The following is a 15,540-nucleotide window of genomic DNA, read 5'->3' on the forward strand; positions in this document are numbered from 1 at the left end:
GCGACGACTAGAGATCGCAAAAAAGGGCGGGCCATTTGGCTCGCCTTTTTTCATGCCTACGCGATCCGTGGCCGACCCGCCGCCTCTGCGGTCAGCGTCGCCTCGACAAACACCTCCCGCGCCTCGGCCTGCACCGTGCGGATGTCCCGCGACACACGCAGCTCAATATCGAACGCGCCCGCAGCACGCGCAGCCGCCCGCGCATCCTCAGCTAAAACAGTCTCTAACTTGGCCAAAGCAACCTCAGAAGCGGCAAAATCCTCCGGCCCCGTCGGCAAATGCACCCGAAACCGGCCCTCACTCGGCGCCGTCACCGTCCCGCTGCGCCGCACAGTCACACGGCCCACAACAGCACCAATCGCATTCGCCACACCGCCATCCTCCGGCAACTGCATCTCGCAGCCCAACCGCTCTCCCACCGCCGGATAATACGCCCGCGCCGATGCTCCCAATCCAACCACCGGCACATCCAAACCGGTCGACACACGCACCAACCCGCGCGCATCCGACAGCCCGCGCTGCATCAACGCATGGGTGGCCAAGTCCTCATCCAACCCATCCTCCGCCAGCGCTGCCTGCAACAACGCCACGCCCGTCTGATGCGTCAACCGATCCACAACAATCCGCGCCATCTGCTCGGGCTCAACGGCCAAGCGCTCCCCCGCCCCGGTCCGCCGCCGCCCGAACAGGGCGCAAGCCATCCGCGCTGCCTCCGCGTCCCAGTCCGACAGATACCCAAGCACGTGACTCGCATCCGATGGCGTGAGGCCTGCAACCTGCACCAGCCCCCGCGCCACCAATCGCTTCAACGCCGCCTGATCCATCCGGGTCCGCAACACGGCACCAAGCCCATGCACACGATCACCGATCCGCTCCAACAACGCCGCGTCCCGCGCCACCAACCCATCGGCAGACACCCCCGGCACCGTGCGCACAAAGCGCCCATCATGCTCCCCCGGCGTCGCACTCCGCATCTGCGCCTCAAGCAGCGGCAACACCACATCCGGCGCCTCATGCGCAATCAAGGAGACAGGCAGAACCCGACGGGGTCCAAGGGTGACACCCCCCTGCAGGCCCTCGGCCACAAAATGCACCTCACTGTCGCCACCCAGACCCGTGGTCCGCATCGCCACCGCCTCGACCATCGTGCGATGCGGCCCAACCCGCGCGCCGTCCGGGTCGATCACAGGCCGACCACCACGCAGCACGGCCACATCCGTCGTCGTCCCGCCAATGTCACTCACCAGCGCATGATCCGTGCCGGTCAGCCACCGCGCGCCGACAATCGACGCCGCCGGCCCGCTCAGGATCGTCTCAATGGGCCGCGCCCGCGCCTGCGCCGACGACATCAGCGCGCCATCGCCCCGCACCACCATCATCGGCGCAGTGATCCCAATGCTGCGCAACTCCGCCTCAGCACGGCCAATCAGCGCATCAATCATCCCGATCAGCCGCGCGTTCAGCACCGCCGTCAGCGCCCGCTTCGGGCCACCCAGCTTCGCCGACAACTGGTGCGAAGCGGAAACAGGCCGCCCCGTCACCTCGCGCACCATCTCCATCGCCCGCAACTCATGCGCCGGGTTCCGCGTCGCAAACTGTGCTGCCACGGCAAACCCGCTCACATCGCCAGAATGTGTCTCTAAAAAGCTCAAAAGCGCCGTTTCATCTAACGGCGAAACCTCCGCCCCATCATGCCCATGCCCCCCGGCCAGCACGCAAACCGGATCATCGCCCAAGGCCTCGGCAAGCCCCTGCGCCGCCAAATCCTTCTCCCGAAACCCGATATAGATCAGCGCAACACGCCCGCCCTGCCCCTCCACCAGCGCGTTGGTTGCCAGCGTCGTGGAAAGCGAAGCCATCCCGACCTCCTCTGCCTGCACGCCAGAGGCAGCCAAAACAGCACGCACCGCCTCACCCACGCCGACAGCCAAGTCATGCCGCGTCGTCAACGCCTTGGCGCGGGCCAGCACCCGCGCCTCGTCCTGCATCAAAACCGCATCGGTATAGGTGCCGCCCGTATCCACACCCAGCAAAATGGCCATGCCCGCTCTCCGTCTTTTCCAGCGGCCTACCGCACCTATTCGCGATCCGTCGCGCCCAATTGCGTCAACGCCCAGCGCGCCGCGTCGGCCACGGCTGGATCGGCGTCATCGACCAAGGCCTGCGCGGCGTGAACCAACTCTGGCAGCCCCGAATTGCCAATGGCATAGGCCACATTACGCACAAACCGATCCCGCCCAATCCGCTTGATCGGCGACCCGGAAAACCGCGCCCGAAATCCCGCATCATCAAGCGCCGCCAACTCGGCCAAAGGCGGCGCGCCAACAGCACCCAAATACCGCATATCACTCGCCGCTACAGCAAACTTGTTCCACGGACACACGGCCAGACAATCGTCACAGCCATAAATCCGGTTGCCCAAACCAGACCGCAGCGCCTCATCCACAGGCCCCTTATGCTCGATCGTCAGATACGAAATGCACCGCCGCGCATCGAGCTGATAGGGCGCAGGAAACGCATTCGTCGGACACACATCCAGACAGGCCCGACATGACCCGCAATGATCCACCTCAGACGCATCCGGCTCCAACTCCAACGTGGTAAAAACAGATCCTAAAAAGGCCCAATTGCCCCACTCCCGGCTCACGAGATTGGTATGCTTACCCTGCCACCCCAGACCCGCCGCCTGCCCCAACGCCTTCTCCGGCACTGGCGCAGTATCGACAAACACCTTCACCTCGCCCCCAGCCTCGGCAATCAACCACCGCGCCAACCGCTTCAGCCGCTTCTTCACAATGTCATGGTAATCCCGCCCCTGGGCATAAACAGACACAGCCCCCAACTCGGGCCGCTCCAAAACTGCCAACGGATCATGCTCCGGTGCATAACTCTCGGCCAGCATGATCACGGACCGCGCCTCGGGCCACAGCGCCGCAGGATTGCCGCGCCAATGCATCCGCTCCGCCATCCACCCCATCTGCCCATGGCGCCCTGCCTCAACAAAGGCCTCCAACCGCTCTGCCACCTCCGGCACAGCGTCCGGCCGGCACACACGCGCCATGATAAACCCCTCATCCAGAGCACGCCCTATGACCCGCTCTTTCAGGTCCATCTCTTCCCTGTTTCAAAAAAATCCTCGGGGGTCTGGGGGCAGACAGCCCCCAGTCCGACAGAATGATCAGAAATCCAGATCATTATAGTGCCGCGGCGGCGGAAACCCTGGCACCTGATCTGCCAGGATCGACCGAAAGGCCGGGCGCGACTTGATCTTCGCATACCAATCCTTGACCACCTCACTGCGGTTCCAATCCACATCAGAGATATAGTCCAAAGCAGACAAATGCGCAGCCGCCGCAAAATCGGCCAGGGTCATCACATCCCCCGCCAACCACCGGCGATGGTCCAAAAGCCACGTCATGTAATCGAGGTGATACTTGATCGCCTTCGCCCCATCCTTGACGTTGCGGCTGTCCGGGAAGCCCTGCCCCATCACCTTCTTGTTCACCCGCTCATAAAGCAGCTTCGACGTCACCTCATTGTGAAACTTGTCGTCAAACCACCCCACCAACCGGCGGACTTCCAGCTTGGCCACAGGGTCCGAGGGCATGAGCGACGGCTCCGGCCGCGTCTCCTCGATATACTCGCAAATCGCGGCGCTCTCGCTCATCATCACGCCGTCCAGACGCAGCACAGGCACCTTGGCGGCAGGGTTGCGGCGCAGGAAATCCGGATCAGCCTCCCAATACCGCTCCTCAACCAGCTCCACCTCGATCTTCTTCTCGGCGAGGCTCAGACGCACCTTGCGACAGAACGGAGAAAGCGGAACGTGGAACAGGCGGGCCATGGACAATCCGGGGTCTATAAATGGGTCAGGCATCCATGCACGGCGCGCACAGGATTTTCAACTCTCGAAACAGCGGGCCCGACCATCCGCGCGGATCGTGGCTGCCCCGTCAAGGATGCCGGCGGCGCGCTTGCGCACAAAGGACGACGGCTGGCTGGCTGACCGGCCCTTCGGGTTCGGCAGGATCGCGGCCAGACGGGCGGCTTGCGTGCCCGACAACGCATCAGGCGCAACTCCAAAATAGTGCCGCGCGGCAGCCTCTACGCCAAACACACCCTCATCGAACTCCGCCACGTTCAGATAAACCTCAAGGATCCGCCGCTTCGACCACAACGCCTCCATCAGCGGGGTCATCGCGGCCTCCATCACCTTCCGCACCCAGGACCGGCCATGCCACAGGAACACGTTCTTCACGACCTGCTGGCTGATGGTCGACGCGCCGCGATTGCTGCCCTCGTCAATCGCACGACGAATAGCCACCACATCCAAACCCCAATGATTGCAGAAATTCGCATCCTCCGCCGCGACAGCCGCACGGGCCATGACCGGGGCGATCTCCTCCATGGGCACCCACTGGTGATCTACACCGCCCAGACGGCGGCTTTCCTGCATCATATAAAGCGTCGTCGGCGGGTTCACGACGGACCACAACAACGTCACAGCAACCGCCAACAGAAACACCACGCTCACCACCCGCAGCGACCACCGAAACAGCCACCGACCGGGCCGAAACGCACGTTTCGCCGCTTTCTTTGTCGTCCGCTTACTGCTCTTTCTTGCCATGCGCCCAGCTATAGGGCGCAGGTCCCGCTATGAAAACTACCGCGCGAGCGATTGCGCCAGATAGGTGCCGATACGACGCGCCCCCGACGGCGACGGATGAATACCATCAAAGGCAAAAAGCGACCGATCCGACGGGTCCATCACATCCTCGCTGTCCAGAAACCGCACACCGTCGGTCTGCGCCGCAAACCGGGCAAGGCGCGCATCATACTCCACCAGATACGGACGGCACCCGGTAAACTGCCCAGACCGCGCACTGGCATAGTATCCCATCCACAGGACCTCCGCCCCGGTCTGCCGCAACCGCATCAGGAAATCGGGCACCTCACCGGTCAGCTCCGGCCCAATCAGCCCATTCAACACGCCATCACAGGCGCTACACGAACAATCATTCAGAAAGTCATTCGCCCCGCCATTGATCAGGATCACGTCCCAATCGCCCTGCCGAAACTGCGCCCGCACGTCGAACCCGACAGCACGGCCCAGCGCGGACGCATTGGAAAAGCGCGACCCGGCAACAGCCTTATTCTCCACCTGCGCGTCCAGCAAATCGCCCACGACAGCAGGAATGTCGCGCCCGGTCCACTTGTGCCACGCCATCAGACTGTCGCCGATGGTCAGCACGCGCAAAGGCTCGGCAGACACCGCCGACCCAAGCAAGATCAGAACCACAGCCAACAATCGCATGAATCAAAGATATATCAGCAGCGCCCGGATACCACCGGCAACATTCGATTCACCAATTCATCAGAAAACTCTAATCAAAAACAAAACGTTAATCGCTTCAGGGCGAAGACCGATTCTGTTAACCTCTTTCCGGGTGAGGGCACTTTTTCGTGCTCGGAGACAGGAGATGATTGAAATCACAACCGGCGTCCAACCCGGCGCCATCGCCCCGCAATACCGCGTGCTGAACGCGACCGACGCCGCCCTTGTATGGGTTCTGAAATGGGGCGGCGATGCAGACCACGTGATCGCCAATAAGCTCGACACCATGCCCAGCAAGGTGGCCGACATCCTCGCCGAAAACACCCATGTCGGTAGCAAGGACCAGGCGACCAAGATGGTCGCCCAGTCCAAGGACTAGACCCTATTCCGCAGGAATAGCCGCGTCTTCCAGGCTGATGGGATGCTCCAGCTTGTCCAGCATCTCCTTCGGGCAGACCTGAAGGAAGTTGTGCTGCTCGGTGTCCCAATGCTGGAGAATATCGGCGGCCTTCGCGCTGCCGGTCTCTTCCAGATGGCGCTCCAGCAACCCTTCCAACTGCGCTTTCCAGTGATCCACAGTCACCGGGCAAGTCACCAGCGTCTCAAGGTTCATCAGCGCTTCTGCCTTACCGTCCGGGTCATACAGATACGCCATACCCCCGGTCATCCCGGCGCCAAAGTTGGCCCCGATTTCGCCCAGGATCACGGCAACACCGCCGGTCATGTACTCACACCCGTTCGACCCACAGCCCTCGATCACGACCTTCGCGCCCGAGTTCCGCACGGCAAAGCGTTCACCCGCGCGACCCGCCGCAAACAGGTAGCCATCGGTCGCACCATACAGCACCGTGTTGCCGATGATCGTGTTGTCAGCGGCCACGATGGGCGAGGCCATTGGCGGACGCACCACCACGGTGCCGCCCGACAGGCCCTTGGCCACGTAGTCATTGGCATCGCCAGACACTTCCAGCTTCAGCCCCGGCGCTGCAAAGGCACCCAAGCTCTGCCCGGCACTGCCGGTCAGCTTCACCGTCAAGTGGTCGGGCTGCAAAGCATTGCGCATCCCGAACTTCCGAACAATGTGGCTGGATGTCCGCGTGCCGACGGTCCGATGCGTGTTCTGGATCGCGTATTGAAGCTGCATCTTCTCGCCATCTTCCAGGAAGCGCGCCGCATCCCGAACGATCTGCGCATCCAGCGTATCGGGCACCGCGTTGCGATCCTTGTCCCGGTTGTAGACGATGTCCGCCGCCCCATCGACGGTGATCAGCATCGGGTTCAGGTCCAGATCGTCCAAGTGGGCCGACCCACGCGACACCTGCGCCAGCAGATCCGCCCGGCCAATCACCTCGTCCAAGCTGCGCGCACCGATCTGGGCGAGCAGCTCACGCACTTCCTGCGCATAGAAAGTGATCAGGTTCACCACCTTGTCCGCGTTCCCGGTGAACTTCGCACGCAGGCTCTCGTCCTGCGTACACACGCCCACGGGGCAGGTGTTCGACTGGCACTGACGCACCATGATACAGCCCATCGCGATCAGCGCCGCGGTGCCGATGCCGTATTCCTCGGCCCCCAGCATCGCTGCCATCACAATGTCACGCCCCGTGCGCAGACCACCATCGGTCCGCAAAGTCACCCGGTCGCGCAGGTTGTTCATCGACAGCACCTGATGCGCCTCGGTCAGGCCCATCTCCCACGGCAGGCCCGCATATTTGATCGACGTCGCAGGCGACGCACCGGTCCCGCCATTGTGGCCGGAAATCAGGATCACATCCGCCTTCGCCTTCGCCACACCGGCGGCGATGGTCCCGACGCCAGAGGACGCCACCAGCTTCACCGTCACCTTACAGCGCGGGTTGATCTGCTTGAGGTCATAGATCAGCTGCGCCAAATCCTCGATCGAGTAGATGTCGTGGTGCGGCGGGGGCGAGATCAGCGTCACACCCTTGGTCGAATGCCGCAGACGCGCGATCAGGTCGGTGACCTTCATGCCGGGCAACTGCCCACCTTCGCCAGGCTTCGCGCCCTGCGCCACCTTGATCTCCAGCTCTTCGCACTGGTTCAGGTATTCAGCCGTCACACCAAAGCGGCCTGACGCCACCTGCTTGATCTTGGCGGACGGATTGTCGCCATTGGGCTCGGGGTGGAAGTGCGCCGGATCTTCACCGCCCTCACCACTATCCGACTTCGCGCCGATACGGTTCATCGCCACGTTCAGCGTCTTGTGCGCCTCAGGCGACAGCGCGCCCAGCGACATGCCCGGCGTGACAAAGCGTTTCCGGATCGAGGTGATGCTTTCCACCTCTTCCAGCGGTACCGGCTTGCCCAGCGGCTTGATGTCCATCAGGTCGCGCAGATGAATGGGCGGCTGCGACCGCATCTTGGCGCTGTACTGCTTCCACAGCTCAAACGACGCGCGGTTACACGCCATCTGCATCATGTGCATCGAGGTCGCTTCCCACGCATGGGTCTCCCCCGACTTCCGCGCCTTGTAGAAGCCACCGATGGGCAGCACATTCGTGCCGGTCCAACCCGCTGCATGCACTTCCTCGGCCTTCGCCTGAATGCCGGTCACACCGATGCCCGAGATGCGCGAGGTCATGCCGGGGAAATACTCCGCCACCATGGCCCGAGACAGCCCCACAGCCTCAAAGTTCAGACCGCCACGATACGAGGACACAACGCTGATGCCCATCTTCGCCATGATCTTCAGCAGACCCTGATCAATCGCATTCCGATACCGCGCCACCGCTTCGGTCAACGTGCCATCCAGCAGCCCCCGATCAATGCGGTCCGCGAGCGAGTCCTCAGCCAGATAGGCGTTCACAACAGTCGCACCGCAGCCAATCAGCACCGCAAAGTAATGCGGATCAATACACTCCGCAGACCGCACATTCAGCGAACAGAAGGTGCGCAAACCATTGCGGGTCAGATGCGAATGCACAGCCGACGTCGCCAAGATCATCGGCATCGCCACCTTGTCAGCATCCGCATGATGATCGGTCAGCACAATATGCCCCGCACCCGACCGCACAGCATCCTCAGCTTCGGCTCTAACACGGGCCAAAGCAGCACTCAGCGCGCCCTGCCCAGGCTCAAAGGTACAGTCAATCTCCACCAGATCGGCATTGAAATAGCTGACCAGCTTGTCCCACTGCGCATTGCCCACGAACGGGCTGTCGAGGGTAATGATCTCGGTCTGCGCACTGCTCTCATCCAGCACGTTCTTCAGATTCCCAAACCGCGTCTTCAGGCTCATCACCCGGTACTCACGCAGCGAGTCAATCGGCGGGTTCGTCACCTGAGAGAAGTTCTGACGGAAGAAATGCGACAGCGGCCGATACTTCTTCGACAACACGGCGCTCGGGGTGTCATCCCCCATCGACGCCAACGCCTCTTTCCCATCCTCAGCCATCGGGGCCAGAATGTTCTCCAACTCCTCGATCGAGTAGCCAGCGGCAATCTGACGACGCCGCAGCGCCTCACCATCAAACATCGCCTTCTCGGTCACACCGGACAGCTCACCCTCAAGGTCGGTGATCTTACCCACCCAATCGCCAAAGGGCTGCGAGGCCGCCAACTGATCCTTGATATCCGTGTCGTGGAACAGCTTGCCCTCGACCATATCAACGGCCAGCAACTGACCCGGACCCAGCGCGCCCTTCTCCACAACGTTGGACTCTTCCAGCGGCACCATCCCGGTCTCGGACCCGGCAATCACCATCCCGTCACGGGTCACGACATAACGCATCGGACGCAACCCATTCCGGTCCAAACCGGCACAGACCCAACGGCCATCAGTCATCGCCAAAGCAGCGGGCCCATCCCAGGGCTCCATCACCGAGTTGCAGTAGGAATACATATCCCGCCACGCCTGCGGCAGTTCAATCGCCTGCTTGGACCACGACTCCGGCACCAGCATGGTCTTCGCCATCGGCGCATTGCGGCCCGCACGGACCAGCACTTCAAACACCGCATCCAAGGCAGCCGAGTCCGACGACCCACTTGCAACAATGGGTTTGATGTCCTCCGCCATATCGCCAAACGCACCCGACGCCATCCGGATCTCGTGTGACTTCATCCAGTTCAGGTTGCCCTTCAGCGTGTTGATCTCACCGTTATGGGCCAGCATGCGGAACGGCTGCGCCAGCCACCACTGCGGGAACGTGTTGGTCGAATAGCGCTGGTGATAGATGGCAAAGGCAGACTCAAAACGCTCGTCCAAAAGGTCGGGATAGAACTCCGCCACCTGCTCGGCCAGCATCATGCCCTTGTAGATAATCGACCGGCAGGACAGCGACGCAATATACAATTGCGGCACCTGCGCAGCAGCCGCCGCCTTCTCGATCCGGCGGCGAATGACGTACAGCTCACGCTCAAACGTCTCTTCGTCCACCCCCTTGGAATTGCTGATCAAAATCTGCTCAATCTCGGGCCGGGTCGCATTTGCCTTCTCGCCCAGGCACTCGACATTCACCGGCACATGGCGCCAGCCATAGATGTAATAGCCCATGCGCAGAACTTCGGATTCAACGATGGTCCGGCAGGTCTCCTGCGCACCAAAGTCGGTGCGGGGCAGAAACACCTGCCCCACAGCCAGCAACTCATCACGGTTGGGGGTGTGCCCGGTCCGCTCCACCTGATCATAGAAAAACGCAACCGGGATCTGCACGTGAATGCCCGCGCCATCGCCAGTCTTGCCATCAGCATCCACAGCACCCCGGTGCCAGATCGCCTTCAGCGCCTTGATGCCATTCTCAACAACGGCCCGGCTTTTCGACCCGTCCACGGAAACCACAAGGCCGACACCGCAGGACGAATGCTCTTCCGCCTCGGAATAAAGACCGTTTTCGGCCATAAACGTGCGCTTGGCTTCTTCGCGGCGAACCCAGTCAGCATCATATTTGGTCATTGGTCGGTTCCTTTCTTCGGGCTTGCGTAACGCGCCAGCGTTGGCTCGCATTCGTAGAGGGGTGTTGTGGCGAAAAATCCGGGCTCACCCGGATAGATGAAGTCGATTGGGGACAGGTCCCACTCCTCGATCGCGCCATCGCGGTTGATCCGGTACGTGCCGGAGATGAAGTGGCGCAGGCGGGGCAGAACATATTCTGTCCCCGTCATCGTGAAATCACCTTCCTTGGTGCTTTCACGGCGCATGGAAAACTCGGTTTGCAGCAGCGTCTCACCGTCGATGACGACATCCTCGGACACGATGCGGTCATAGCCGACAAAACGCTGCACATCATCCTGCCCGCGCTGCTGAAAGTCATAGGAATCGGTCCCCGTCTCCATCAGCTCGGTCAGGTTCAACGGATCATCCGAGGGCTGCACCAGCACATAGCGTTGCGTCGGAAACAGATCATAGCTTTCCAGCCACTGCGTTTCCCGGTCGATCTTGCCCATGTAGCGCGGGCCATATTCGTCAAAGGTGATGTTCCACCGCTCGCCCGCCGTGTCTGCAGCGCAATTGTAAATATGCGTAACCTCGCAACTGCGCTGCTGGATCGTCAGATCACCCACGCAGCCCGGCGGCGGGGTGAACACCGGCGGATTGTCCTGCGCCTGCGCAAAACCCGCGACCAGCGCGGCGGCTATGATGGCAAGCGCTCTCATGTCGTCCCCACATCGGGGTTCAGCGCGACAACCTCGTCGCGCGTCAGCCGCTTCTGCCCGCAATCCGTCAGGGGAATGCCGCTGGGCTTGTGGTCCACGAAAATCTCGTGCGTCAGGTTGAAGACATCCGGCTGATCAAACAGTCCCAGCGGCAGATCGGTGCCACCAAACCACTCGCCTTCCTTCGTCTGACGGAAATACAGGTTGGTGCCGCATTCCTTGCACCACGCCCGCTCCGCCCAGTCGCTGGTGGCACGGGTGGCGATGTGGTCCGACCCGCTCCAGGTCAGGTCATCACTCTGCACACTGACTTCGAACAGCGCGGACCCCGTCCAGCGGCGGCACGATTCGCAATGGCAGATGCCAAACGTCGTCGGAACGTTGCGCGCGACAAAACGGACGGCCCCGCACAGGCAGCCTCCGGTCATTTTGTCGATCACATCGCTCATTCAGGTGTCCTTAACCTTTGCGGTTATTCGGGTCAGCCATGCTGCCGTTTCGTCTTCATCTTTCATTCAGGTTCGGCCCGTTTTCAAAAATGCGCAGTTTTGGGGCCAAAGTTCGCAGTTTCCGAAAATGGACCGGAAAAGCGCGTTTTCGGGGGGTTCGAAAACACGCAGTTTCGGGGCCAAAATGTGCAGTTTACTCCGCCGCGATGACCTGAGCGGTCGTATTGAACTGCTCCAGAATGGCCTCCGCACAGTCGCGCCCATCCCGGATCGCCCACACAACCAGCGATGCGCCCCGCACTATATCACCCACGGCATAGACGCCATCTACCGCCGTCTTGCCTGTCGTGAATTCCGCCTTGATCGTGCCCCAGCGGGTCACGTCCAACCCGTCGGTATCCCACAGCGTCGGCAGGTCCTCCGGCTCAAAGCCCAGCGCCTTGATCACAAGGTCCGCGTCTTCAACATAGTCAGCGTTTTCAATGACTTCAGGTGCCTGACGACCCGTTGCATCCGGCGCGCCAAGGCGCATCTTCTGCACCATCACGCCGGCGACCTTGTCACCATCGGTCGTGAAGCCCTTGGGCGCGCTAAGCCACTCAAATACAACGCCTTCTTCCTCGGCATTCTTCACTTCGCGCTGCGAGCCCGGCATGTTGGCGCGGTCCCGACGATAAAGACACTTGACCGACTTGGCCCCTTGCCGAATGGAGGTGCGCACGCAGTCCATCGCGGTATCCCCACCGCCGATAACAACCACCCGTTTGCCTTCGGCATTTAGGCGGCCGCTGTCAAAGTCCGCAACCTCGTCACCAAAGCTCTTGCGGTTCGATGCAGTCAGAAAATCAATCGCCTTTTCAATGCCTTGTGCCTCACCATTCGGCATTGAAAGATCACGGCTTTTGTAGACGCCCGTCGCGATAATCACTGCGTCGTGCTCGGCCCGAATAGAGGCAAAGATATCTGCATCCACATCGCAGTTCAGCACGAATTTCACACCGCCTTGCTCAAGCTGTTCGTTGCGCCGCATGACGACATCCTTCTCCAGCTTGAAGCCAGGGATGCCATAAGTCATCAACCCGCCCGCACGATCATAGCGGTCATAGACAGTCACCTGCACACCCGCCCGGCGCAACACATCCGCCGCCGCCAGACCACCGGGGCCTGCGCCAATTATCCCAACAGATTCAGCACGTTCCGCCATCGGCGCGATGGGCTGCACCCACCCTTCTTCCCATGCAGTGTCGGTAATGTACTTCTCAACCGACCCGATCGTAACAGTGCCGTGGCCGGATTGCTCAATCACACAATTGCCTTCGCACAACCGGTCCTGCGGGCAGATGCGACCACAAATTTCAGGGAAGGTATTGGTCGCCTGGCTGACTTCATAAGCCTCACGCAACCGCCCCTCAGCTGTCAGCTTCAGCCAGTCGGGAATGTTGTTGTGCAGCGGACAATGCGACTGGCAATAGGGCACACCACATTGCGAACAGCGAGACGCCTGCTCCTTGGCCTTGGCATCCGCATACTCCGCATAGATCTCGCGGAAATCCTCACGACGTGTTTCCGCGGCACGCTTTTCCGGCATGTCCCGTTCGATCTTCACGAATTTCAACATCGGTTGGTCAGCCACGCGCCTGTCCCCTCGGTTACATTGGTCTGCGCGGTCTAAGGCATAGCACGCGCGAATAAAAGTCAGCGACACTGACCTTTATTACGATTTCCCTACCAAATCGAGCGCTTGATTAACTTTTTTTGAACTTTTTAGGTCCGATCCGGATCTATATTCTGGCTTTGCGTTCAGAATCAGAGACTTGTAACGTCACCATAACACAAGGACTCTGGCGCCATGACTCTTTTTCAACTTCTGATGGTAGCCATCATTCAAGGCGTGACCGAATTCCTCCCGGTCTCGTCTTCAGGCCACCTTATATTGTTGCCGACACTAACGGGGACACCAGATCAGGGGCTGGCCATCGACGTCGCCGTTCATGTCGGAACCTTGCTGGCAGTCATCCTTTATTTTTGGGCCGACGTGCGCGTCGCAGCACACGGGCTGACACGGCTTGCCCGTCGCAAGGTCGATACCCAAGGCGCTTTCCTCGCGCTCTGCCTTGTCACCGCAACGATTCCCGCGCTGATCGTTGGCATTGCAATCAAGGTGACTGGCCTGGACGAAGCAATGCGCAGCGCGGCCGTCATTGGCTGGACGATGCTCATATTCGGGCTGGTGCTCTATTGGGCGGACATGCGCGGCACAACAGACCGAACAGCGGATCGCTGGACCATCAAACACGCAGGCATCATGGGCCTTGCACAATGCCTCGCCCTGATACCAGGCACATCGCGGTCGGGCATCACGATCACAGCCGCCCGAGCTTTGGGCTACGAGCGTGAGGGCGCCGCGAAACTCTCCATGCTGATGTCGATCCCGGTGATCATCGCATCGGGAGCTGTGCTCAGCGTGGATGTCGTTGCGCAAGCGAACTGGGCCGTTCTGCGCGACGCGCTGATCGCCGCAGCATTTGCGTTTTTAGCGGCGCTGGCCGCACTGGTGTTGATGATGCGCTTGCTAAAAAGCGTGAGCTTCACGCCCTACGTCATTTACCGGGTCGTGCTGGGCGTTGGTCTGTTGATCTGGGCGTACACCTAGACGCGCAGGTTCTTCGCGCTTTCCTTGATCGCATCGTACTGACCCGAGGGACGGAAACGCCACAGGTATTCCGGCAGAACCGACGACATCGCGACCGGCTTGATGTCCAGCGCGGCGAACCCTTTGGCTGTATCGGACACCACGTTGTCATTGCGCAGGTTGCGCACCTGATCGCGGGTGATCTGTGCCGGAACAAGTCCCAGGGTCAATGAATTCAGCGTGTCAAAGCCAAAGCCCATGATTGACGCGAGCCAGAACGGGATGTTCACGACTGCCCGGCGACGGCGGATCACCTGCAGCATCAACTCCATCAGCGCGCGGAAGCTCAGCACATCCGGCCCGCCCAATTCGTACACTCCAGCCTCGACCGAGGTGGTCAGTACGGTTTCAGCCGCCTTGGCCACGTCATCGACATATACCGGCTGAAATGCCGTATCTGCGCCGACAACAGGCAATACCGGACCCAAACGGGACATCGATGCAAAACGGTTAAAGAACTGATCTTCAGGACCGAAGACAATCGAGGGGCGCAGGATCACGGCCTGCGGCATGTATTCGAGCACCGCCGCCTCACCCTCTGCCTTGGTTCGGGCATAGTCGCTGGCGCTTTCCGCGTCGGCACCAATGGCCGACACATGAACCATCTTTTCAATGCCATGTTCCGCTGCGATCCGTGCAATGCGTGCTGCCCCTTCGGCTTGCACCGCATCAAAGGTATTCTTGCCCTGCTTCGCCAGAATGCCCACGCAGTTCACAACCGCATCAGCCCCGGCCATGACCTGCGCGACCGACGCATCGTCGCGAATGTTGCACAGTACAGGTTCCACCTGCCCGACAACCCCATACGGTTTGACGAAAATGGCTTCGTTCGGGCGACGGACGGCAACGCGAACACGCCATCCAGCCTTGGCCATGCGTCGTGCGATATACCGCCCGACAAAACCGGACCCACCGTAGATCGTGACCAGTTTGGACATCTTCCGCTCCTCGCGCACAGCTTCGCAAGGTGGTCTATCGCCCGCCTGCGCGACAGACAAGACGCCAATTTGGCGCGGGACCGCTCCACCTTCCCTGTTTCTGAAAAATCCCCGCCGCAGGCTCCCGAAATTTCAAACGACGCCGTCACCAGAATCGGATTGACACCCCTGCCAGCCCCCCTTAAACGACGCTCCACCAACCCGTGCCCAGATGGCGGAATTGGTAGACGCGCTAGCTTCAGGTGCTAGTGTCCGTATGGACGTGGAGGTTCGAGTCCTCTTCTGGGCACCATACTTTCTCAAAACTACTTCTGCTACCGGGATGTTTCCGTTGGTCTATTGGTCCGGACCACCCGTGCAACCACCTTCTTTGGCTTTATCCGGAATGGTCTTTTGGACTGCTGCACGTGGTCGCTGAGACCAATCACTGGATGGGCCCTGTCTTTGGGTTGAGCTTCCCCGCCGAACTAAACCGCTCTCGGACCACGCCCCTGTGCCTAGGGACGTGAGTGT

The 15,540-nt window shown here is 60.8% G+C and carries 12 protein-coding genes and 1 tRNA gene; 3 read left to right on the plus strand and 10 right to left on the minus strand.

Annotated elements, in window-relative coordinates; all coding sequences use genetic code 11:
* Positions 1-56 precede the first annotated feature (56 nt).
* From RA29_RS08435 to RA29_RS08455, 5 genes are all read right to left on the minus strand, one after another.
* On the minus strand, positions 57-2,042 hold the full coding sequence (locus tag RA29_RS08435) for a hydantoinase/oxoprolinase family protein (protein ID WP_039684900.1): 1,986 nt from the start codon (positions 2,040-2,042) through the stop codon (positions 57-59).
* Between the two features lie 35 nt (positions 2,043-2,077).
* The gene (queG, locus tag RA29_RS08440) at positions 2,078-3,112 is read right to left on the minus strand and encodes a tRNA epoxyqueuosine(34) reductase QueG (protein ID WP_039684902.1); all 1,035 of its coding nucleotides are present in this window, start codon (positions 3,110-3,112) and stop codon (positions 2,078-2,080) included.
* 66 nt (positions 3,113-3,178) lie between these two features.
* Positions 3,179-3,844, minus strand: a complete 666-nt coding sequence (locus RA29_RS08445) for a glutathione S-transferase family protein (RefSeq protein WP_039684904.1) — start codon at positions 3,842-3,844, stop codon at positions 3,179-3,181.
* 57 nt (positions 3,845-3,901) lie between these two features.
* Positions 3,902-4,627 (minus strand): monofunctional biosynthetic peptidoglycan transglycosylase, encoded by a 726-nt coding sequence (gene mtgA, locus RA29_RS08450; protein ID WP_039684906.1) that lies wholly within the window; start codon positions 4,625-4,627, stop codon positions 3,902-3,904.
* Positions 4,628-4,663: 36 nt separating this feature from the next.
* On the minus strand, positions 4,664-5,314 hold the full coding sequence (locus RA29_RS08455; RefSeq protein ID WP_039684909.1) for an SGNH/GDSL hydrolase family protein: 651 nt from the start codon (positions 5,312-5,314) through the stop codon (positions 4,664-4,666).
* Between the two features lie 166 nt (positions 5,315-5,480).
* Here RA29_RS08455 and RA29_RS08460 point away from each other — a divergent pair, with 166 nt between their 5' ends.
* On the plus strand, positions 5,481-5,714 hold the full coding sequence (locus tag RA29_RS08460) for a hypothetical protein (protein ID WP_039684910.1): 234 nt from the start codon (positions 5,481-5,483) through the stop codon (positions 5,712-5,714).
* Between the two features lie 3 nt (positions 5,715-5,717).
* On the opposite strand, the gene gltB is transcribed toward RA29_RS08460, so the two are convergent.
* From gltB to RA29_RS08480, 4 genes are all read right to left on the minus strand, one after another.
* The gene (gltB, locus tag RA29_RS08465; RefSeq protein ID WP_039684912.1) at positions 5,718-10,247 is read right to left on the minus strand and encodes a glutamate synthase large subunit; all 4,530 of its coding nucleotides are present in this window, start codon (positions 10,245-10,247) and stop codon (positions 5,718-5,720) included.
* Entirely contained in the window at positions 10,244-10,948 is a 705-nt protein-coding gene (locus RA29_RS08470) for a hypothetical protein (protein WP_052249553.1), read from the minus strand. Before RA29_RS08470 ends, gltB begins: the two co-directional genes overlap by 4 nt.
* Complete coding sequence (locus tag RA29_RS08475) at positions 10,945-11,397, minus strand: GFA family protein (RefSeq protein WP_052249554.1); 453 nt, start codon at positions 11,395-11,397, stop codon at positions 10,945-10,947. The genes RA29_RS08470 and RA29_RS08475 overlap by 4 nt, the downstream gene beginning before the upstream one ends.
* A 193-nt stretch (positions 11,398-11,590) precedes the next feature.
* Complete coding sequence (locus RA29_RS08480) at positions 11,591-13,030, minus strand: NAD(P)-dependent oxidoreductase (protein ID WP_039684914.1); 1,440 nt, start codon at positions 13,028-13,030, stop codon at positions 11,591-11,593.
* 216 nt (positions 13,031-13,246) lie between these two features.
* Here RA29_RS08480 and RA29_RS08485 point away from each other — a divergent pair, with 216 nt between their 5' ends.
* Positions 13,247-14,050 (plus strand): undecaprenyl-diphosphate phosphatase, encoded by an 804-nt coding sequence (locus tag RA29_RS08485; protein WP_039684916.1) that lies wholly within the window; start codon positions 13,247-13,249, stop codon positions 14,048-14,050.
* Here the strand turns inward: RA29_RS08485 and RA29_RS08490 are convergent.
* Positions 14,047-15,027, minus strand: a complete 981-nt coding sequence (locus RA29_RS08490) for a complex I NDUFA9 subunit family protein (protein ID WP_039684918.1) — start codon at positions 15,025-15,027, stop codon at positions 14,047-14,049. The two genes, RA29_RS08485 and RA29_RS08490, sit on opposite strands and share 4 nt — an antisense overlap.
* Positions 15,028-15,232: 205 nt before the next feature.
* On the opposite strand from RA29_RS08490, the gene RA29_RS08495 reads away from it, so the two are divergent.
* A tRNA-Leu gene (locus RA29_RS08495) sits at positions 15,233-15,319 on the plus strand.
* Positions 15,320-15,540: the final 221 nt, after the last annotated feature.

The sequence above is a fragment of the Tateyamaria sp. ANG-S1 genome, assembly GCF_000814025.1.
Classification (GTDB): domain Bacteria; phylum Pseudomonadota; class Alphaproteobacteria; order Rhodobacterales; family Rhodobacteraceae; genus Tateyamaria.

Excerpts from the sequence above, each read along its gene's own strand:
- RA29_RS08485 (WP_039684916.1), top strand. The coding sequence starts at position 13,247 with ATGACTCTTTTTCAACTTCTGATGGTAGCCATCATTCAAGGCGTGACC.
- RA29_RS08475 (WP_052249554.1), bottom strand. The coding sequence starts at position 11,397 with ATGAGCGATGTGATCGACAAAATGACCGGAGGCTGCCTGTGCGGGGCC.
- RA29_RS08445 (WP_039684904.1), bottom strand. The coding sequence starts at position 3,844 with ATGGCCCGCCTGTTCCACGTTCCGCTTTCTCCGTTCTGTCGCAAGGTG.
- RA29_RS08435 (WP_039684900.1), bottom strand. The coding sequence starts at position 2,042 with ATGGCCATTTTGCTGGGTGTGGATACGGGCGGCACCTATACCGATGCG.
- queG (WP_039684902.1), bottom strand. The coding sequence starts at position 3,112 with ATGGACCTGAAAGAGCGGGTCATAGGGCGTGCTCTGGATGAGGGGTTT.
- RA29_RS08470 (WP_052249553.1), bottom strand. The coding sequence starts at position 10,948 with ATGAGAGCGCTTGCCATCATAGCCGCCGCGCTGGTCGCGGGTTTTGCG.
- gltB (WP_039684912.1), bottom strand. The coding sequence starts at position 10,247 with ATGACCAAATATGATGCTGACTGGGTTCGCCGCGAAGAAGCCAAGCGC.
- RA29_RS08455 (WP_039684909.1), bottom strand. The coding sequence starts at position 5,314 with ATGCGATTGTTGGCTGTGGTTCTGATCTTGCTTGGGTCGGCGGTGTCT.
- RA29_RS08490 (WP_039684918.1), bottom strand. The coding sequence starts at position 15,027 with ATGTCCAAACTGGTCACGATCTACGGTGGGTCCGGTTTTGTCGGGCGG.
- mtgA (WP_039684906.1), bottom strand. The coding sequence starts at position 4,627 with ATGGCAAGAAAGAGCAGTAAGCGGACGACAAAGAAAGCGGCGAAACGT.
- RA29_RS08460 (WP_039684910.1), top strand. The coding sequence starts at position 5,481 with ATGATTGAAATCACAACCGGCGTCCAACCCGGCGCCATCGCCCCGCAA.